Raw genomic sequence first — 21,575 nt, 5'->3', positions numbered from 1 at the left:
GATCGATGTGGATCTTGGTTTTCGGTTCAGAATAAAATGTTCAATCCCGAGTTCTGCTGACCAACGCGCCATAAGGCTGCATCTTGTATAACATAGGTGAATCATGACCAACATTCCCAAGGGAGAGCTTACTATCCAGACTTTGGCAATGCCTGCCGATACTAATGCTAATGGTGATATCTTTGGTGGTTGGATTGTGTCACAAATGGATTTGGCTGCAGGAATATTGGCAAAAAGAATAGCATTGGGGCGTGTTGCTACTGTTTCCATTCACTCTATGAATTTTTTAAAACCCGTCCATGTCGGTGATCTTGTGAGTTGTTATGTCACCCTGATAAAGCAAGGTAATACCTCTATGACGCTGGGTGTTGAAGTATGGGCGCATCCTGCTACCCAAAATGAAACGTATCAAGTTACCGAAGGCGTTTTTATTTTTGTTGCCATAGATGAAAAGGGTAAAGCAAGACAGGTACCTAAAAAAATATGACCAGTAATTCCTCAGAGCTGTACAATTTACTAACCGAAATGGCTACCTTAATTGAGCAAAATGCGGAGCCAGATCCCCAATTATATATTCTATTTTTCCAACAGCCCGAACTTGCTTTTAAATTAGTGGATATCATTAGTAATTTGGAAGAAAAACTGGATGAAGGACTTTCAGTTTATTCTGCCTGTATTTTTGCTTTGGATATATGTGTCGCTCAATTACAAGGCGCTGCCGAATCCAACAATAAGATCACTGCAAAAACCTTAATTGAGTTAATGAATCACTTAGCCGAAATGATCAATTTTCGCAAACATACACTGAGTTTTTGGTTGCCTGTATTAAATTCTTTTTATGAATCACACGTTGAATTGACTGAAGATTTAAAAAATGCTTATTACGAACTTGCCAGTGATGAGGAAGAAGCGATTCAAGAAGGTGAGCCAATATCACATCTAGAAGCAATTCGAGATTTAATTCATGAATTAGCAGATCTTAATGTTTTTGAAATCGCTGAAAATTTTTTCGCTCAAAGTTATGCAATGCCGGCTGATTTTTTTATCGATCTTATGGTGGATTTATATAACATTGAAGAAGGTGCGGATATCGCCTTACTTATTTTATTACATCCCAACGCTGAAGTACGCGAAGTTGCTGTGAACACCCTAAGTCAAATTATAGGCATGGTTACTCTATCATCGATATCCCTTTCACGTTTAAAGACGATCAAATATTGGTATCCGGAGAGTTATCATGCTCTCTTTGATTCTTGGATTAAAATTCAACGCAAACAAGGTGTGGTATTTGCACCAGAACCTGAAGAAGCCAAGGTGAATATTAGAGCTACTGAAGTTGATGGTTCCGGGTCACAGGGCGTATTTCTACATGTTCGTAAAAATAGAAAAAACAGACTTTGTGGTTTGTTATTAAAGTATGAGTTAGGCCTTAAGGATGCGTGGATAACACCTTCACTGTCATCAAAAGATGTGAAAGATTATTACAATCAGGCTTTTGATGAAAATGTAACTTTGCGTGAGGTGGATTTATCTTATTTCAAGATGATGGTGGAGCATTTCTTAGCGATCGCTATAGAAAAAGGCGAGATTCCCAATGTCCAATTTTTGGAAATTCAAGAGCAATTGGGGATACGCTTACGTCCTTCAAGGTTGGATTTAGATTATCTTTTTGAACAATTAAGCATACAAATTACGCCATTTACTCAAGAGGTGATTTCCGGATCCTTACGACGTTCAAAATCATGGCTCAAAACCAAATCGTTTACTGAATCTTGGTATCTGGAAAATCATTTGGTAGATAAAATCGTTAATCATAACAGTACTTTTGTTGATGGGATTAGAGTATGCCGGATGGAAGAGGCTATGGAGGCTGTCTTTGCTGAGGAAATGGAATTGAATCGGGATAGATGGCAGTTTCACTTTTTATGGATAGCTTTATGGATGAAATCCAAAGAAAAACGAAATGAAAAAATATGGCGCGATAGTTTTTTGATTGCCTATACCATCCATGAAGGAAGACCTCTGAAAGAAATCCCAGTGATGCAAGAAATTTGTCGGCAAACAGTAATTAATAGTGCTGAAACCATGCAAGAGCGGCGAACCCATTTGAGTCAGGAATGAGAGAAATCGATGTTTACCGGAATTATTGAAAGTAAAGGTATAGTGGTTGCCAACACGGAGCATGATGGTGCAAACCGGTTGAGTATTTCGTCTGTTTTTAAACAATTACAAACAGGTGAAAGCATTGCTGTAAATGGTGTCTGTTTAACTTTATTGCCTACTGGACTTAGCGACTTGAGTTTTGATGTTTCTCCTGAAACTTTGCAGCGAACTACTTTAGGGCGACTCAAAATCGGCGATGAAGTCAACTTAGAACGGGCTATGCTTTCATCAACACGTTTTGGGGGACATTACGTAAGCGGACATGTAGATGCGATTGCTCAAATTTATTCTATTATGCATCTTAATGAATTTATTGAAGTAGAGATAAGTGGGTTTGATGCAAACGCAATGTTGTATTTAATACCTAAAGGTAGTATTACTGTTGAAGGGGTGAGTTTAACAATTAATTCGGTGGCCGACAAACGCATTAAATTAATGCTGGTACCCCACACATTGCTGAATACAACCCTTAGTTTCTTAAAAGAAGGACAAGAGGTTAATATTGAATTTGACTACCTGGCACGTATTGTTGCTCATCAATTGCAGGTTGCAGGAAGGTTAAACGATCAGATCCCGTTATGAATTAAGGAGTAGTTCATGACCAAGCATTTAACATCCCGATGGCATCATCTTTTTTTTGCCACAATCGTTATCGGGATTGTTTCAGGTTTCGGTGGGATGTTTTTAGCCCTATTATTGCATTTTATCCAACACTTAGCCTATCAGCACACGGTATTTCCTATTATTGAAAGTGAGCGTTTCCTCGATGTTGTTAGTGGTTCAACAGCCTCACGAAGGGTGATTGCTCTTATATTGTGTGGTCTCATTGCTGGTTGGGGTTGGTGGGCAGTTTTTCGTTATGGCCGGCCTTTGGTGAGTATTGCTAATGCAATTAAATCACCCAGACCCTATATGCCCATAAAGACTACTATAGTGCACGTGTTGCTGCAGATAATTACGGTTGCTTTGGGCTCACCAATGGGACGTGAAGTAGCTCCTCGAGAACTAGGGGCAACGTTTGCCTGTTGGTTGACCAATAAAATGAAATTACATCCTAAAGAAAGCCAAGTACTGGTGGCCTGTGCTGCGGGCGCAGGATTGGCTGCTGTCTATAATGTTCCATTTGGTGGTGCTCTGTTTACTTTAGAAGTACTACTTGGTACTTTTCGTTGGTTTGCAGTGATTCCTGCCATTACTACCTCTTCGATTGCAGTGGTTATAGCTTGGATGGGGCTTGGTAATCAGGCGATGTATCATATACCGGTTTTAATACTTGATTCTTCAATAGTTGTTTGGTCTATTCTTGCTGGTCCTCTTTTTGGTGTTTCTGCTTATTGGTTTAAAGAGATTACCAATAGAGCCAAAAGTCGGGCGCCGCGAAATTGGAAAATCATCATATCCTGCCTCTTCAATTTTTTTATTATCGGCCTATTAGCTATTTATTTTCCACAGATATTAGGGAACGGTCGATCTGCAGCTCAATTAGGATTTGATGGAAATATGTTAGGCCTCGGTATTGCAGCCGTAATATTAATACTAAGACTTTTAATTGTTTGTACTAGCGTGCAAGCAGGTGCTTCAGGTGGAATATTAACTCCTTCTCTTGCAAATGGAGCGTTAATGGCCGTCATTTTGGGCATCCTTTGGAGTCATTTGTGGCCGGGTATCTCAATATCTGCTTTTGCCGTTATTGGTGGCGCAGCATTTCTTGCTGCGGCTCAAAAAATGCCCATTACTGCAATTGTGCTCGTTATTGAGTTTACAGGAATCAATTTTAGCTTTTTCATTCCGATGCTTTTAGCAGTTGCGGGGGCGATTAGCATGTTTAATTATTGTTCTATCAGAGGTTTGGCTATTGCGACAAGCTAACCAGAATAAGGTTAATTAAAAAAGCGCTCTAGATTTCACACCACATAGATGAGTCAATGTTCCTTTATGTTTATAAATTCGAATGTAACGCGCTGGATGTAGCATCATATAAATGGATAACCTTAGGAACAATATTATTCATGCTAAAGGAGCTAATTTTATTAAACATATTGGCCCGGCATGTAGTGTATTCTTCGGTTAAAAACATTTTGTAAGACTCAAAAAATATCGGATCATAATTCAGACTATTATTTGGATCGGGAATGTCAAAAAGCTTACTAAACTCTCTAACTAATTGATATGATTTCAAATTGGTAAGAAGTGGTATGGCTCCACAAGAAGCTCCTTCTAGAATGGAGCTTGATAATTGATCTGTTTCTGGTACTGAAATCGAAAAGTCCGCTGCAGATAAATAATAGGACATTTCTTGTTGTGATATAAAACCTTTAATTAAGTGGATATAAGGATTTTGAGCGCAACACTGTTCAACGTTTTCCAGATAACTCGCTTCAGAATCACCTTCAAGAAGAATAAGAAAACCCGTATTTGTTTCATTCCTAAAACGATTAAAAGCATCAATTAACTCAAGGGTATGATATTGACAGCGTATGCGCCGATTAACTATCCATACTGGTGAACTTCCTAATTGTAATTCATTCCTAATCTTATCTCGCTTTTCTTGTGAAAAACAAAATGAACTGGTAACCCCTAGGCTGAATTCATGAATTTTAGAGCGTTCGATACCAAAATAATTGATTAGGTAATCAGTCATACTTGGTGAAGCAGAGGTAATAGCCATAGCATTTTTTAATATCTTTCGAAGAAGCAAAGAATAAATTTTACTTTTACTCGATGTGCTAAAAATCTCGGTTCCGTATGTAGTAAGAATATAAGGTCTACCAGATAAATACGCCATTAAACCATAACCTGAGGTATTGTGCGCATGAAAAAAAGTATCATTACTTTTAGAACGACTAAATCTTAGTGATAATCCAGATATTAAATATTTTATCGCCATAGGAATACGATTAAATATTTTTGGTAGGATTTCCTTGACCGGAGCGTTTACAATCATTGTTTGATTGATTTTATGCGCCGTGTAGATGCACGTTTCATAATTGCCAGAATTTAGCAGGTCCTCCCAATGTCGAACATGTGGACTATGAGGGTTCGCCAAAAAATTAATCTGTTTACGCTTCATAAGCAATACCATAAAAATAACTTTTATTCTTGTACCAATACAAAATCTGTAAGATCAAGTAACCAAATAAAACACCAATAACAGAACCAAACATTGGATTTTGGAATTGCCAATTAACAATAAGTACAATGAGTGCCCATACCAAACTACCGATCAGCAGAAACACGAACTGACTGCGAGAAACTAGAAGTTGGTTTTGAATTGCCCCCATAGCCGCCAAAACTCCCGCTACTTGCCAAAGTAGGACTATTAGTTCTGATTCAAAGGTGTTTTTTATTCCATAAAGATGGAAGATAAACGGTGAAAATAATCCTATGGCCGTTATCCAAAACAAACCAATAATCAAGTAAACGAGACTTAGACGAGTAATCAACTGCTTTTGTGTATTATGGGTCGCTTGACTTAATTGCGGTACAAAAACACCACCGAGTATTCCTGGAATAAATATTATGATATTAAACAGCTGGAATCCTAAAAAAAATGCTGCTTTTTCAAACTCATTAGAGCTAAATTCAATGTGTTGATTTAGCATAAAAAATATCGCAAGAAAGGGTAATCCGAATGCCCCACTATGGAGTGATTTATAGATTATATTAAGCAGATTACTATTTAGAATAACCTGTTTATCAAACTTAAAATGATGATTTTTTATTACTTTTAACCAAGCTAAAAAGCCTGTGATTAACCAGCTTGAAGCAAGCAATATCAAAAAGAGGTTGTAATCCTTTAAAAACAGAGGAATGCTCACTAAAGCTAATACCATAATATTAACAAAAATCCATAAATAACCTGCGCTTTCATGAGAACCTGAACGATTAAGTAGTGCGGCTGCCAACGATATGAAAAAATAGCCTATACAATAAAGCACGACACTAACAAAGAATATTAGGGAATATTGCTCAGGGTTAAATAAAATACCCATATAACCTAATAATCCGACAATCACAAATGAGAAAAGAAGGGTCATCGCACCGCTGTACTGTAATATAATTGCATCTTCTTTGGCATCAAGGGGAAGCGATAAAATGCGAGGTAAAACGCCCATTAAAGAAAAATTACTAAGGGTATTGGCTGCGGTCAGGAACAATATAAATAATCCATAACTATCGGCTCCCAGCCTATTTGCAAGAATGGCGCCTAATGCTATTTGGGTGAATCGGGAACATCCAACACCGACAACATAAATCGATTCGCGTATCAACTCAAACTCCATTCAGCTACTTTTTGTTTATGCTGTTGTAACTCTTCTTCAGAGAATCGTTGTTTTATCACTTTGGCAGGTATTCCTGCAACAATTGAATAATCTGGTACTGATTTAGTGACAATGCTTCCTGCTGCAATGACTACTCCTTCACCAATCGTTACCCCTTTGAGAATTGTCGCGTTGGCTCCAATCCAAACATCATTTTTAATAACGACTTTCCCTGAGCGTGTGGATTGTTTATCTTTTTTCATAAAATACATCGGTGTCCCAATTTGATTCATTTCATGATCACCACAGTAAATGGAGACATTTGGTCCGAACATAACATAGGAACCGATTTCGATGGGATATTCCTTGGACGATGCCATCGTTGCCCCATGCCCTATAAAAACAAAGTCGCCAATTTCAATACTGTCATAAGATAGCGTGGATGTGATTGGATCAAAAATAACTTGGGTGCCACAACGGCGAAATCTCGTTTTATATACATGCATTATTAATCTTGACCAGGCCAATTGACCTTTTTGGATGCATAATGCGATAAATTTTATAATATGTTTCATTTATTATGTCCTGACCACATTCCTCTTGTATCAATAACAATGGTATCTTTTTTAATTAAAGTGTCTTTAGCTGCAAATACTTTATGATCGACTAATAATACTACTATATCAGCCTCGACTAATGCGCTCTCCATATCTTGCAAGTCTACTTTTCCATTTAACCCTTTTGGAAGCGTGTCAATATAAGGTTCAACAACCACTGTATAGCCCGCATGGAAAGCCGCAATATTTTTCACAATAGCCAAGGCAGGACTTTCACGTAAATCATCAATATCCGCTTTAAATGTAATCCCTAAACAAGCAATAACCACGTCTTTGACGGTTTTGTTGGGGTATGCTTGTAAAAAATTGGAGAGGGCTAATTTGATCTTTTCCAAAACCCATAACGGTTTGCTATCGTTAACTTCTCTTGCAGCTCTAATAAGGGTGGCTTCCTTTGGGGTGCTGCTTACTATGAACCACGGATCGACGGCAATACAATGTCCTCCAACACCTGGTCCTGGTTGTAGGATGTTGACTCGGGGGTGACGATTTGCCAAGGAGATAAGCTCCCATACATCGATATTTAATTTATCACAAATAATGGATAATTCATTGGCAAAGGCAATGTTAACATCACGGAAACTGTTCTCAGTTAACTTACATAATTCTGCTGTGCGTACATCAGTAATTATACACTCACCTTCGACAAAAGTTTCATAGAACTTTTGTGCTTTAGCCGAACAAGCCTCAGTCATGCCACCAATGACTCGATCATTTTGAACAAGTTCACGTAATATATGCCCTGGTAATACACGCTCAGGACAATGAGCAATTCTAATATCTGCCTCTTCACCGCATTGTTGTGGAAAGGTTAAGTCAGGGCGTATTTGAGCTAGCCATTCGGCCATTTGCTCGGTAGTACCTACAGGAGACGTGGACTCTAAAATAATTAAGTCACCTTGCTTTAATACGGGTGCTATGAGTGCTGCTGCTGACTCAATATAACTTAAGTCGGGTTGATTTCCTTCCATAAAGGGCGTTGGGACAGCAATTAGAAATGCAGAGGCAGGTTGAGCTGTGGTTGTAGCACGTAGATAGCCCTCAGTAATGCAGGCATGTACCAAAATATCTAAGTCAGGTTCAACAATATGGCTCATCCCTTTATTAATGGTTTCCACAGTAGATGCATTAATATCTACACCGATCACATGAATCTTTCTTGAAGCAATCACTGCAGCAGTGGGTAGTCCAATATAACCTAATCCAATAACTGAAACTGTTTCAAAGTCGGGGTGCACAGTATACTGATTAAACATAATATATTCCTAATTTTAAGCCCAACGTTCTAACCACGTCACAAAATTTTTTGATAACAAGTCTCTATCAAATTGTGATTTAGCAAGAATCAAAGCTGCTTGACCCATTTGAGAAAGTTGATGTCGATTTTTTGATAAATTGATTAGTGCATCACAAAATGCTTCAGCGTTGTCTGGTTCCACTACCACCCCACAACCTGTACTGGAAATTTTCTCTGCTAGCCAGCCGGGGTAATTGATCAACACCGGTAAACCTGCAGCAATATAATCAAAAAATTTATTAGGAGATGTGCCATCATAAAAGGCGGGGACATTCGCTAGAATTTGCATACCAATGTCCGCACAAGCCAGTAATTGAGATAGTTGATCTTTATCCACAGGATCTAAAAAAATGATATTATCTAATTCAAATTCATTCGCCTGTTTGATTAAAGTATCCTTCAGTTTTCCTTGACCAATGAGAACGAATCGAATGTCGTCGCATTGCCTTTCTTTTAATATTTTAGCGGAATTAATGATGGATTGAAGACCATTGGCTACACCATGAGTGCCGGCAAAAATAGCCATTAAATGATGTTCCTCAACACCTTTAGGTCGTATCGATTTAAGTGACTCGGCAAATAAGTCAATATCGCTACCATTGGGGATTATGGTGACGCGTTTTTCATCTTTTCTAAATCTTAAAATCCCTTTTTGAATGCCTGGTGATAATGCAATTAGCCCGTCAGCACTTTTATAAGCCATCCACTCGACTAAGCCCATTAATTTTAAAATGACAGGATTAGTGATGACCCCCATTTCACGAGGTAACTCAGGCCACAAGTCTCTAACTTCAAAAACAAAAGGTTTTCTGCGAAGCCATTTACCTACTAAACCTGGCAAGGCAATTGTTAGTGGTGTTGATGTGGCAAAAATTAAATCATATTTTGCCCTTAAAGCATACTTCATACTTGAATAAGCAAATCTTAAAAAAGTGACAGTTCGTTTTAAAAGGGAATCTTTATTGGCGTACGCCAAATCAAACTCTACTACGTGGATCCCATCAACATTACCTTCGCGTACCCTATTTTTAAAAGGGTTGAGTAACCCGGTATTTGCCCCTTTATAGCTACCACAAACAACAGTCACCGTATGTCCATGCTCAATCAGCTTTTTGGCCATTTTATAGGAGCGAATTCCTGTTGAGCCAGCTGGAGTAGAAAAATGTTGATGAAAATAAAGAACATGCATATCAATTCACCTCAAAATCAATGGTAAACTTTGGATCTCTAAAGATTCCAATATTTTTAGTATTCATCACTCGTTTACAATGCCATTTGTCTACGTGTTTTAAATAAATTCAACCAAGAGCAATTTTTGATCGTATTGTTGCTTTTTCTAGATATAAGAATACACCGATCTTGGAGTTCTCTCTGGAAAAAGGGATGAAGGATAGGTTTACGCATTGGAAGAAAGCCACAACTTATTCGTTTCTGTGTACAATGTGTAGGGATATGATTCAATTCCAAAATCCTTTTACAATATCAAATCTTTTATATCTACCTGATGGGATATATACCATCCAGTTTAAAAAAATGTTTGTTATTCATTAACATGATTAAGCTAACATATATCGAATATAACTTTCAATACCAGTTGTATTCCATTTCTATGACACCTGATTGTTCTACTTCAATCTCCAAAACGGGGAGGTTCGCTTTTTGGTGATAATAACGGGACTCCCACCCATTTACTAACTCAAAACGTTTAATAGGGATATTGGTATTTACCTTAATTATATGCGTTTTGTTTATTAGAGAGCGGTTGTGAACCTGCCAATCTCCGGGGATTAACCGCCACCGAATGACTGCGCTTTTTTTAAAGCCATGTATGATATCTTTTACTTTTAAGCAATGGTCATTAAGTTCGATGGAACGCTTATGTGTTACACCAAAATCGTCTCTATAACTTGCCTCAAAAGTACTGCATTGCTCTGTTTCTGTTATGGGTTTAAGAGAGTAGGTTTTTAACCAATTCCCAAATAAAAAACGACCTAGGCGAGGCATCTGATCTCGGTTATCAAATTGAATGGTATTATGACTCGCTGTACCAGGAAAATAATTAAGCCATTCGTTGGTAGTATTATAGCTATAGGTCCCCGCATCACGAAGTAAATTGACACTATTGACCCATAAATCGACATGCATTGCATCTGCATGACTTGGACGAAAACGAAATCGCGGATAACGCATCAAAAGAAATATGGAAGGACGTTTTAGTAGGGCATAACCTCCATTATTAAAGAGTTTACTTTCCAATGATTCCGCTTTTTTGTTGGGAATGGCAATTTGTAGCCATTGAAGTGGATAATTCCATGTCCCATTCTTCGTATAGGCTTGTTGATGATTAAACAAGACCATGGCTAACTGTACAGAGGGCCGATAATCGCGATAGTCACTTTCTGTTAAAGGTAATAACCTCGCACCATCATTAGCGCCAATATTGGGTACATCTCCAGTTTGCTCATCTACCATATGAAACAACCAAAAAGTAGCTGCAGAACATTTACTTTGCCATTTTTCAGAAAAGGTAGGTAAAGCAAGTTTTCGTCGCCAAACTTCAACCATACAAAGGGTGTCCATAAGTACTCGATGATAATTCACCGAGTATTGACTAAAGCTACCATCTGCTTCTATTAAATGCGATATTCGATTTTCTAACCATTTGCGGCCTAATTGGTTCCATTTCTGCCCATTGCTAATACCAAGCATTTCCAGCCAACTACCTCCAATAAAAAGAGCCGCTGCTTCTGAAGTCCCATGGTTATTATCTTGCGCAATTGCATAGCTCAAAGTAGATGCAATACGTTGGAGGTGCACATGGATTAAGTCAATTAGTGCTTGGGAAGGTTGTTGGATTTGCTCAACAATTAAGGTGGCAATTGCCAAATGCATCACTCGAATTGCAGCTTCTTGTCCGCATTTCCAGTTCACACCGAAATAAGGCGGATTATGTAGACACCAATTATTCAACCATTCATTTAATTTTTTTAAGGAGTTTTGGTCGCCTAATTTTGCCTGTTGTGAAAATGCTAATACCCAATCAAAACGCGAGGCTTCCCAGATAACTTTGATATCGCCACAATGTGCAGCAAAATCTGGGATTTTCCACCATGGTTTAGTTGCATCCATACGGATACCAGTGAACGGATTTAAGTGCCAGTCTGGTGCATTATCCGTAATGGGAATTGATTGATAACCAAAATAGTGTGCCTGTTGTTGCCAACTCTTAGTAGCGATAAGAGGGCTCTCGGAAGGGACAGTTTCGGAGAAAAACGTACCTTGAGGTAGTATGGTTTGTGCATCATGACGAATCAATTTTTTACGAAATCGATAATGTACTACCCGTAAAAAATTGATAACGCCTAATGCATAAAGTGTTTTCGCTTTGATTCCTATCATTCTCATTTTGTAGATAATAAGTCAGAAATGTTGATGGTTACTCTAGAGACTTCAAAAATCTCTTCTATAGGAATAGGGGTTGGGAGACCTTTTTCTATGGCAGTTAAAAATGCTCGGGCACATTGTTCTTGTCCTTTATCTTGCCTCCACAGGTTTTGCTTTTTAAAGTTTGGCCAACCATATCCTGTCAATTTGCGAAAATTATCGAGTTGCAGAATTTTTCCTGCCGCAAACACCTCAATCCTCTCTTTGGGAAAACTTGCAGCTCCATTGGCTAAATAATGAATTGTCCCAAAAGATCCATCAGCAAATCCCAAGATAATTGCTGCCTTGTCTTCAGTAATTTTTACTGCAGGATTTTCACCCATACATTGGACTTGTACGGAAGTAATTTCACAATCGGCCAAAAATCGCATTAAATCAACCAGATGACAGGCTTCACCGAGAATACGACCACCACCAATTTGTTTATCTTGAGTCCAATGTTCAGCAGGAATTGCGCCGGCATTCATCGTCATGAGAAATGTTTTTGGTTCATTGACCGATTGCAATAACGATTTGATTTTTTGTATCTGTGGTGCAAAACGACGATTAAAGCCTACCATTAAATGTGGCTTCTTATTTGATAAATGAGCGGTATGATAAGTGGCTTCAATTTCTGCAAGTTCATTTAAATTGAGTGCTAAAGGTTTCTCAACAAAAACATGTTTACCAGCAGCTAAGCTCTTAGTTACCAATTCAGCATGGGTATTATGGCGAGTCACAATAACCATTGTGTTAATTTCTGCATTGTTGAATATACTTTCTGTGTCAGTAGAGGCAAAAGAAAAGCCTGCTTTTTCACCGTGAATCGCACTATTTACTCCTCCTGCTGTAACCAAGGTATGTAATTGGGCCTCTGCAGATTTGAAAGCCGGAATTAGCACTCGTGAGGCATAATTTCCTGCGCCTATAAAACCTAATATTGGTTTACTCGCATGAAAAACAGGATTAGCTTTTAATTGGACTTCGTTTTTAATGGGTTGATTTTTATCAGTTGGATAGTGCATTAGAATACCTAATGCCGATTTATTCTCCGTCAAAACCTGATACGCTTGTAATGCTTCCTCAAAGGTATAACGATGGCTGATTAATGGTTTCACATTTAATTGGCCACTTGCCATCATATCAAGGACGGCTTGAAAATTACGTTGTTCTGTCCAACGTACAAAACCAATTGGATAATCAAATCCTTTTTCTTCATACAACGGATCATAGCGACCAGGACCATAAGAACAAGAAACCTGAAAGCTCAATTCCTTTTCATAAAAATCAGCTCGATTTAATTCAAGACCAATAACACCAACTAAAACAATGCGACCCCGCTTACGACTCATTCGTGCTGCTTGTTGTAGTGGCTCATTTGATTTTGTAGATGCAGTAATAATTACTCCGTCAACGCCAAAACCTCGACTGAATGCCATTCCTGCAGTGACGGCGTCCTCTCCTTTACTTGGATTACAGGTTTCGGCACCAATTTGTTGCGCAAGTTTTAATTTTTCTTCGTCAAAATCGATTGCTAATACACGGCAGCCATGAGCTTTAAGCAATTGAATCGTCAGCATACCAATAAGCCCTGCGCCAATGACTACAAACGCTTCGCCCAAAGTTGGTTGTGCTAAACGTATACCTTGTAGGCCAATACTTGCCAAGACAGTAAAGGCAGCTGTCTCATCATCTACATTATCAGGAATTTTGGCACATAGATTTGCAGGTACTTTAACTAAATCAGCGTGAGAGCCATTTGAAGCAACGCGATCCCCAACATTAAATCCCTTACAATGTTTACCTACCTCAACAATAACACCTACATTACAGTATCCAGGTAAAATTGGTTGGGATAGCTTGGAGCGAACAGCGTCTAAAGTGGTTAAAATGCCTTCGGATTTTGCTTTGTCCAAAACCATTTTTACTTTTTCAGGCTGCTGACGCGCTTTTCCAAAATAAGATGCTTTACCAAAATCAAGCAGCATGCGCTCTGTTCCGGCAGAAATCAGTGTGGTTGATGTAGCGATTAATATACTATTATCATCCATCATTGGAGCAGGAGCTTCTATTATTGATGATTTACCATGACTCATATCCTGGATTAATTGTTTCATGTTGATACCTCAATTGAATTATGCTTTTGCGGATTTTTCTTTATAAGGCAATATAAGCCATAAGCAAAAAAGACTGGCATTACAGAATAAAAAAATGATTTTGAAAAAGAAGCAAGATCACTTCTTAAAAAGAAGAAAAACCAAGGTACCATGATTGCATAGACAATTACTTGCACGACATTTGATTTTCTTATCGCTTGATTTTCGATGTATTTAATGAGCATTCCCACAAAGAAGAACTCTAAAAATACCCCTACCGCCCCAAAATTTAAATAGCCTTCAGCGACTGGGAAAAATCCCATATTGCCACCAATTGCAATATATTCGGGGGAGAAAAACTCATGAGTGTATTTAACGCTTAAACTTTCGCTAAATTTTCCTATAGAAGAAGGAAGCAGATTAATAACCGCATCAACATAACTGCGGCCCCACAAAAAGCTGTCAGAAAACCAGGGGTCTACATCGAGCATTGATCTAAATGGCGCGCCGAGTTCACTGGCTGATAGGTCTAACCATGCCAGATTAAAATTCTCTAAGACATAAGACAATGCTGATGAGGCGCCGTGATCGGATAAAACTTGTCTGAAACTTGCAAATATTCCAAATAAAAAAGCACAAAACAAGGATGTTAATACAATGAGTAACGGTACTCTACCTTTGACTTTCAGAAAATAAATGAATAGAAAGGAAATTACCATGAAAAAACTGGGTCTTCGAATACCTAGAAAACTAACATAAGCAACAAAACATAATAAAAAGGATAGCAAAAAGAGGCCTAATACTATTCTTTTCTTGGAAGGCTGATAAAACCAGCTATGAACCATAAATAGATAACCAATAATTGAATAATATAAACCCAACTCCAAGGGGCCTGCCTCGCGTTTTAAAAGGGCTCGACCTGCATATCCAGCATTAAAATAAGCAGAAAATCCTACTGTGCCCGCAATTGCAGCAATTAGTATTACTATGCCAAGGGAAAGTATAAAAAAACCAAAAAATGATTCATATTTGCCATTGTTAATCCCGATAAAACGGGGTTTTCCAATAGCATAATAGCCAAAAATTTGTCCTAAAAGTCCCACTACACACATTGTTGTTACGAAAGAAACACCGCTTTCATTATAATCACCATAAAACAGATGATGCAGAGGAACTGCCATAGAATAAAAGAAAAAAGCAAGGAGACAAACGACTGAAGCAGAGAAGAAACCACTACCTGACTTATAACTTGCGAGGAAGGTAGCAATAATAAAACAATAAAACGAGGAAATGATTACCTCAGAATTTAACTCGAACCCATAAGAAATAAGAGCAGAGGCAACCCCAACTAAAAAAAAGATCCATAAAATAAACTCTAAATATTTCGCAGAAAAGTCAGCATTGTATTTCATTGTAGTCACCAGACACCTGATTTAAGAGCATACCTAATAAAGATTCTGTATCATCGAAATGAACAGAATCTAATTTGGAAGGACTAGGATGCTAGTTTCATGCTATTGCGTCTGTTAACTGCATCCTGAAAAAGTACAATCACGCATGACAATAAGAATCCCATCATTAATCCTAAGGCGATAAGTAATCCCTTCTTAGGTTTAATGGGTTTGGAGTCAATCAAGGGTTGACCATCCATAGCATATAGCGTTACGCCACTCACATCGAAGTTTAATGTGTTTAAATGGTTTAGTTCGGCTTGGAGCTTTTCGATTTTATTTGTATAGGGGGTATCATCTTTGCGTTCGCGTAATGCAGCAATTGTCGCGTTATTTTTCAAAATGTCTAATTGTTCCTGAAGTGCAGAAAGCTTTTTTTCATATTTCAATGTATGAGTATTTTCTTTTAGAAGAGCAATTTGTTTCTTCAGATAGGTAGATCCTTTTAAATAAAGATCATTATGATTCGACGCCACATCGACCACCACATTTTGATTTTTTATTTCTTGAAATTGGTTAGGGTACTTAATTCCCAGAAGTTGAGCCGTCTGTAATGCTTGATTTAACTCCTGTAAGCGAATTTGCCGATCGCGTTGGTCACGTTTAGTGAGCGCATTGATATTGTTGTTTAAGTGAGCAATGGATAAGTTCTGTTGCTCAATGAGTCGTTTGATCTCATTGTTTCGGCTTGCAGTCACATTACCAATACGGGTATTTATCTTTTCTGTTAATTTGGTCACTTTACTTTGAATGACTTCTTGTTGTGTGGAGATAAGATTTTCTAATACTTTTTGATTCGTATAGGCCAGATATGCTTTATTATCCTTCCCTTGTAAATCGAGGCTTCGTGAAAGAGTGACTAATTCAGCCTCTTGGCTATTATCTTTAAAGTTGTCTTTTATGTCTCCTTTAAAGTGATTAATGATAAATACCTTATAATTTTCGGCTGCCTTGTTCAACAAATGAGCGCGTTTTTCTTTGGATATCTGGGACTCTTTGTCTTTAGGGATTACTATATTATTTTCCTGCAAAAAAGAAATGATATTACTTTTTTGCGATAAGCGCTTGACAAACTTTTTAAATAATAAGCCTCCCTTAATATCTAAATCAGTATTTAGTATTATTTTTTGAAATTGATATGGATAAGGTTCAATTAAATTTGATCTAACTTCATAGGTCTTCGGAAGTAAAAAAGCAGCTAAAATAGCACCAAGAGTACAGAGGCCTGTAATCCCGAGTATAAAAGCTTTCCTTTTGAACAGAGCTGAGAATAAATTAAAAAAATCAATATGAGATCGGTCATCTGTTGGTTGATGCATAAGCAAATATTGTTGATTAAATGGCTGAAGTTTATTAGAGTTTTCATCCAGCATAATTCATTTCCTTACTATTTAAATTTGGGTTTGTGGAATTACCGTAAACTTGGGTAATAATATCGACAATTCGAGTAGAAGCATTTCCATCCCCATATGGATTTTGTGCTTGGCTCATTTGTTTATACAGGTTTTCATTTAAAAGAAGCTGCTCTACACCATTAATAATTTCATCTACATCTGAGCCTACTAATTTTACAGTCCCTGCAAGAACTGCTTCAGGTCGTTCAGTTGTTTTCCTCATAACGAGTACTGGTTTGCCTAAAGAAGGTGCTTCTTCTTGGATTCCTCCTGAATCTGTGAGGATTAAATAGGCATTACGCATCAGATATACAAAAGGTAAATAATCTACGGGGGGAATTAAATAAATATTATTAATTCCGGTTAATAACGAATTAACTGGGGCTTGAACCTGCGGGTTTAAGTGGACTGGATAAACAATATCAACGTCCGGGAATCGTTTCGCTATTTCTGCCAAGGCCTGACAAATTCGTTTAAAGCCTGAACCAAAATTCTCTCGTCGGTGGCCTGTTACGAGAATCATTTTTCTTGCAGTATCCAAAAATGAATATTCTTCTTTGAGCAGCAAACTTAGAACCGGTTCTGCATCCAATTGGTTCGTAATTTGATAAAGGGCGTCAATTACAGTATTTCCTGTGACAAAAATGCACTCATCAGGAATCCCTTCTTCTAAAAGGTTTTTACGCGAAAGTTTGGTTGGTGCAAAATGTAGATGTGTTAAACAACTCGCTAATTTTCTATTGGCCTCTTCAGGCCAGGGTGAGTAAATATTTTTAGTTCGTAATCCTGCTTCGACGTGCGCTACTGGTATACGCTGATAATAAGCGGCTAATGAAGCCGCCAAAGCGGAAGTCGTATCACCATGGACAAGTACTAATTGCGGTTGATACTCTTTAAACACATCGGTCAGACCTGTTAGGATCCTTGATGTGAGATTACTTAAATCCTGATTCGCTGTCATTACCTGCAAATCAAAATCTGGTTTCATGTGAAATAGTGCCAGCAGTGGGTCTAACAGTTGTCGATGTTGGCCTGTAATGCATATTTTATTTTGAATAATTTTCGATGCTTCTAACTTTTGAACCAAAGGGGCCATTTTGATGGCTTCAGGGCGGGTTCCAAAAACACAAAGAGTATTTACAGTCATGAAAAAATCCATTTAAACATTGTCGAAATCTATAACACTAACATTAACAGCGCACGCATCCTAATCGCGTATTTAGCGGTCTTTTGACCACTCGTAAAAATACCATACTCCATTGAATTTGAATAGCAATTTTTTTATCAAAGAGTATGTTTTGGAGCAAACCGGTAACACGACAAATAATACAGTTACTATGGCAAGTAAACAGAATTGAGAGACCTACATCTGGGCGGAACAACTAGTTTTGGATAAGTATTTTATCAGCTCCTTCTCTGGCAATAGATTATGTAATTTTCGGAAATTGGAAACAACCTATCCTCTGTGCATTGATTTCCAATCAAGAAACACCGATAGCTAGAGATAGACGGAAAGTCTATAGCGTGTAGTACGGCCCCTATTCTTAAAGTTCTTTACACAATAGAGGCTTATCATTGATAATGGCTTTTTTCAAATTTTAGTAAAAGAAATAGGGTATGTTTTAGAATGGCTCCACTAAAAATTTGCTATGTGCTCTCAACCACGGAAGGAGGAACATGGGCTTTTGAACAATTACGTGAGCTTCGGAATACTTATCAGTATGAGGTTTCTGTAATTTTAAGCGGGGATTCAGGCACCTTGGTTGACCGTTTTAAATCAGAAAACATTCCTGTCTATACCGCAGATTTCGATTTCATGCGTCCCACTGACATATTCTTTTTACCTCAAAAGATCTTAAAATTAGTTAAATTATTAAGACAAAAAAGATTTGATGTAATCCAAACGCATCTTTTTCCATCAATGGTTATTGGTCGAATTGCGAGCTGGATTGCAGATGTGCCTATTCGACTTTCCATGATTGCCGGTCCTTTTCATCTTGAAGCTGATACACCTCGATGGATTGATAAAACAACCTCCTGGATGGATGTGGCTGTGATACCTTCTTGTAATTATTCCAAACAACTCTATCTGAAAATGGGTGTTCCAGAACATCGACTTCATGTCATTTATTACAGTCCTGATGAGCGACGTTTTGATGCAGAAGCAACACTCCCTGCAGGCCTGAGAGAAGAATTTGGTTGGCCAGAAGAAACACCGTTAATTGGAATGATTGCCTATTTTTATCCAAAATTAGGAAAAAATAGATGGACGCCACCTTTTTTACATGGAAAAGCAATTAAAGGCCATGAGGATGTGATTCGTGCGGCTCCACTGATTCTTAAAGAATTTCCAAATGCAAAATTGCTTTTGATTGGCAGTGGCTGGGGAGAAACAGGACAGGAAGTGCTGCAATCCATGCAAGCATTGGTTGCAGAACTTGGATTACAAGATAGCGTGATTTTTACAGGACATCGCCAGGATATTCCTCGTATATATCGGGATTTGGATGTATCAATACAAGCCTCATTAAATGAGAACCTCGGTGGGACAATCGAGGCTTTGTTGATGGAGTGTCCTACCGTGGTAACTCGGGTAGGTGGTTTGGTTGATACCGTCATTGATGGAAAAACAGGTGTCCAGGTTCATGTTGCCGATCCTGTCGATTTAGCAAAAGGAGTTTTAAGTTTATTGCGAGATCCTAAAACAGCAAAAAAACTTGGAGAGGCAGGGCGAGCCTATATGCTTGAGAAGTTTACACTAAATTCCACGGTGAGTGATTTAAATAAACTTTATCAATATTATATAGAGCGAACGCCAACGGGTTATCGGCTCTATAAAACCATTTATCGTTTTCTCTTATTAAGTATTTTAGGTTCTTTTGTTTCCCTACGTTTTTTTGTTCTGGATATTTGGCTTCTTCCTCGATGGGATTTGGGATGGCGCCCATGGAAACAAATAGTCATTCGATCAAAGATGTTGCTCTATCGAGTTTATTCTCGCATAGGGCGGATGGCTGAGAAGCGTTCTCTTAAATCAAAAGACTAGAATTAATCCATTTTATTTATTGTTGGGTCTCACCAAAACGAATTGTTCATTATTGACTCAACATAAATAAAGATAAAACGAACCCTAAATAGTTCATAGTTGATAAATAAAGACATATTAGATTGTAGCCTGGATGAAGCGAGGAATCCGCGTTTTCCTTGCAAATAGTTCCAGGGTTACGGCCTGGGGCTTCACCCGGGTTACAAAACCCATTTAAGCGGGTTGTACTTTTCCTTCATAAACATCCATAACTGAATTGACGTCACCAAACATTTTTACACTTCCATGCTCTAGCCACAGTACACAATTGCAAAATTGTTTGATGATTTCATTTGAATGAGATGCAAGTACCATTATATTGGATTGATTTACATATTCATTCATACGATTTTTTGCTTTTTCAATAAAGCTTGCATCGCCTACCCCAATTACTTCATCTACAAGTAGAATATCGGGAACTAATGCAGTTGATAAACCAAATGCTAAGCGAATCATCATCCCACTGGAGTAGGTTTTAACGGGCATTGAAAGAAAATCACCAAGTTCTGTAAATTCTTCAACGTTTTTAATAATGCTTTTTATTTGATCGTTGGATAAGCCAAGAATTAGTCCTCGCATACGGATGTTTTCATAACCCGTAAGTGTGGGTTGCATGCCTACACTGATATTGATTAACGAAACAATATTTCCCTTAATGTGTATCGTTCCTTGCAATGGTTCATAAACACCGGAGAGAACTCGAAGTAAGGTGGATTTTCCTGCCCCATTATGACCTATTAATCCTAAACGATCTCCTTTTTTTAAGTTCAAAGAAATATTATTTAAAGCCTGCACTTGCAGTTTGCCACTTTTCCCATTACTTAAAAGGCCCCCAGTTGCAATGTTGGCAATACCTCTTTTTAAAGAACGTGCATCAATATCATAAACAGGATATGTGAGTGAAAGATTTTTACAAACAATAAAAGACACAACGCACTCCGTAATTAAATCCAAAAAGGAATATTTCTTCTGAATCGAGCAAACAGGACAAATGAAATGCAAGATAAAACTATAGTGATTGAAATGCAGGTATTCCATGTCACCAAATTAGGAGCTTGTCCTAGCAAAGGCATTCTAATTAAATCAATAAAATAATTTAATGGATTGAATACAATGATGGCGGAGTTTGGAAGTAAATTTGCATTCCAAGAAATAGGAGTAATAAAAAACATTACTTGAATTAAGCTATTAATGATGGGAGGAATATCACGATATTTTGTACCCAATATCGACAAGATTAAGCCGGCCGAAATTAAATTTAAGATAATTAGAAATAAGCCAGGAACCACATACAGGATCGCCCAATGGAGCGGTACTTGAAAATAAAGTATAACAACACAATAGACTAAGGCATTATGAAAAAATATGATGACATGACGCCAAGTTAACCTTAATACATATAAAATGTAGGGCAGCTTGATTTCGTTAATAAGCAGAGATGCTTCCACAAATGTGTTACAACTCTCTGCAAGTCCTGCTGAAATCAAAACCCATACTAGATATCCGGTTGTGAAAAAAGGAACATAATCTGCTATTGATTGATGAAACAGCTGACTGTATACCACTGAAAAAGCTACAATAATAACCAGCATACTCGCCGTGATCCAAAAAGGACCTAATACGGAACCTCGATAACGGATTTTTATGTCATTCCAGCCTAAATAGGTCCATAGCTTCCACTTTTTTATGGCATCGAATAAGTCAATAGCAGCAAGCTTAAATTGACTGCTTCTTATTTCATGAGAGGGTATATTAATATCAATAGTTTCAGTTAATTCGTTCATACA

17 protein-coding genes are annotated in these 21,575 nt (G+C 37.8%); 5 read left to right on the top strand and 12 right to left on the bottom strand.

What is annotated here, in order from left to right:
• Positions 1-103: 103 nt before the first annotated feature.
• Genes yciA through ACWTEW_RS09190 form a run of 4 tightly spaced genes read left to right on the top strand, consistent with a single transcriptional unit; the run spans position 104 to position 4,032 of the window.
• Positions 104-487, top strand: a complete 384-nt coding sequence (gene yciA / locus ACWTEW_RS09205; RefSeq protein ID WP_454781387.1) for an acyl-CoA thioester hydrolase YciA — start codon at positions 104-106, stop codon at positions 485-487.
• Positions 484-2,121 (top strand): hypothetical protein, encoded by a 1,638-nt coding sequence (locus ACWTEW_RS09200; protein ID WP_454781386.1) that lies wholly within the window; start codon positions 484-486, stop codon positions 2,119-2,121. The genes yciA and ACWTEW_RS09200 overlap by 4 nt, the downstream gene beginning before the upstream one ends.
• A gap of 9 nt (positions 2,122-2,130) precedes the next feature.
• A complete protein-coding gene (locus tag ACWTEW_RS09195) occupies positions 2,131-2,745 on the top strand; it encodes a riboflavin synthase (protein WP_454781385.1) in 615 nt (204 codons plus the stop codon).
• Between the two features lie 15 nt (positions 2,746-2,760).
• A complete protein-coding gene (locus ACWTEW_RS09190; RefSeq protein ID WP_454781384.1) occupies positions 2,761-4,032 on the top strand; it encodes a chloride channel protein in 1,272 nt (423 codons plus the stop codon).
• 70 nt (positions 4,033-4,102) lie between these two features.
• Here ACWTEW_RS09190 and ACWTEW_RS09185 read toward each other — a convergent pair whose 3' ends face one another.
• From ACWTEW_RS09185 to wecB, 10 genes are all read right to left on the bottom strand, one after another.
• Positions 4,103-5,233, bottom strand: a complete 1,131-nt coding sequence (locus ACWTEW_RS09185; RefSeq protein WP_454781383.1) for a glycosyltransferase — start codon at positions 5,231-5,233, stop codon at positions 4,103-4,105.
• Entirely contained in the window at positions 5,223-6,446 is a 1,224-nt protein-coding gene (locus ACWTEW_RS09180; RefSeq protein ID WP_454781382.1) for a lipopolysaccharide biosynthesis protein, read from the bottom strand. The genes ACWTEW_RS09185 and ACWTEW_RS09180 overlap by 11 nt, the downstream gene beginning before the upstream one ends.
• On the bottom strand, positions 6,431-7,000 hold the full coding sequence (locus ACWTEW_RS09175) for an acyltransferase (RefSeq protein WP_454781381.1): 570 nt from the start codon (positions 6,998-7,000) through the stop codon (positions 6,431-6,433). The genes ACWTEW_RS09180 and ACWTEW_RS09175 overlap by 16 nt, the downstream gene beginning before the upstream one ends.
• Positions 6,997-8,298 carry a UDP-N-acetyl-D-mannosamine dehydrogenase gene (gene wecC / locus ACWTEW_RS09170; RefSeq protein WP_454781380.1) on the bottom strand — a complete coding sequence of 434 codons (1,302 nt, stop codon included), beginning with the start codon at positions 8,296-8,298 and terminating at the stop codon, positions 6,997-6,999. The genes ACWTEW_RS09175 and wecC overlap by 4 nt, the downstream gene beginning before the upstream one ends.
• Before the next feature lie 15 nt (positions 8,299-8,313).
• On the bottom strand, positions 8,314-9,528 hold the full coding sequence (locus ACWTEW_RS09165; protein ID WP_454781379.1) for a glycosyltransferase family 4 protein: 1,215 nt from the start codon (positions 9,526-9,528) through the stop codon (positions 8,314-8,316).
• A 395-nt stretch (positions 9,529-9,923) separates the two neighbouring features.
• Positions 9,924-11,738 (bottom strand): heparinase II/III family protein, encoded by a 1,815-nt coding sequence (locus tag ACWTEW_RS09160; protein ID WP_454781378.1) that lies wholly within the window; start codon positions 11,736-11,738, stop codon positions 9,924-9,926.
• Between the two features lie 2 nt (positions 11,739-11,740).
• A complete protein-coding gene (locus ACWTEW_RS09155; RefSeq protein ID WP_454781377.1) occupies positions 11,741-13,879 on the bottom strand; it encodes a bi-domain-containing oxidoreductase in 2,139 nt (712 codons plus the stop codon).
• A complete protein-coding gene (locus ACWTEW_RS09150) occupies positions 13,876-15,270 on the bottom strand; it encodes an O-antigen polymerase (RefSeq protein ID WP_454781376.1) in 1,395 nt (464 codons plus the stop codon). Before ACWTEW_RS09150 ends, ACWTEW_RS09155 begins: the two co-directional genes overlap by 4 nt.
• An 83-nt stretch (positions 15,271-15,353) precedes the next feature.
• Complete coding sequence (locus ACWTEW_RS09145) at positions 15,354-16,682, bottom strand: Wzz/FepE/Etk N-terminal domain-containing protein (protein ID WP_454781375.1); 1,329 nt, start codon at positions 16,680-16,682, stop codon at positions 15,354-15,356.
• Positions 16,672-17,850, bottom strand: a complete 1,179-nt coding sequence (gene wecB / locus ACWTEW_RS09140) for a non-hydrolyzing UDP-N-acetylglucosamine 2-epimerase (RefSeq protein WP_454781374.1) — start codon at positions 17,848-17,850, stop codon at positions 16,672-16,674. The genes ACWTEW_RS09145 and wecB overlap by 11 nt, the downstream gene beginning before the upstream one ends.
• A 480-nt stretch (positions 17,851-18,330) precedes the next feature.
• Between wecB and ACWTEW_RS09135 the strand changes: the two genes are divergently transcribed.
• Positions 18,331-19,749, top strand: coding sequence for a glycosyltransferase (locus ACWTEW_RS09135; protein WP_454781373.1), 1,419 nt, complete (start codon positions 18,331-18,333; stop codon positions 19,747-19,749).
• 213 nt (positions 19,750-19,962) lie between these two features.
• Here the strand turns inward: ACWTEW_RS09135 and ACWTEW_RS09130 are convergent, their stop codons facing one another.
• A complete protein-coding gene (locus tag ACWTEW_RS09130; protein WP_454781372.1) occupies positions 19,963-20,718 on the bottom strand; it encodes an ABC transporter ATP-binding protein in 756 nt (251 codons plus the stop codon).
• 14 nt (positions 20,719-20,732) lie between these two features.
• Complete coding sequence (locus ACWTEW_RS09125) at positions 20,733-21,572, bottom strand: ABC transporter permease (RefSeq protein WP_454781371.1); 840 nt, start codon at positions 21,570-21,572, stop codon at positions 20,733-20,735.
• Positions 21,573-21,575 lie beyond the last annotated feature (3 nt).

It is taken from the genome of Legionella stuttgartensis, from assembly GCF_977063405.2.
The sequence above is the reverse complement of the archived record's forward strand: the minus strand, read 5'-3'. Positions and strand labels throughout refer to the sequence as shown.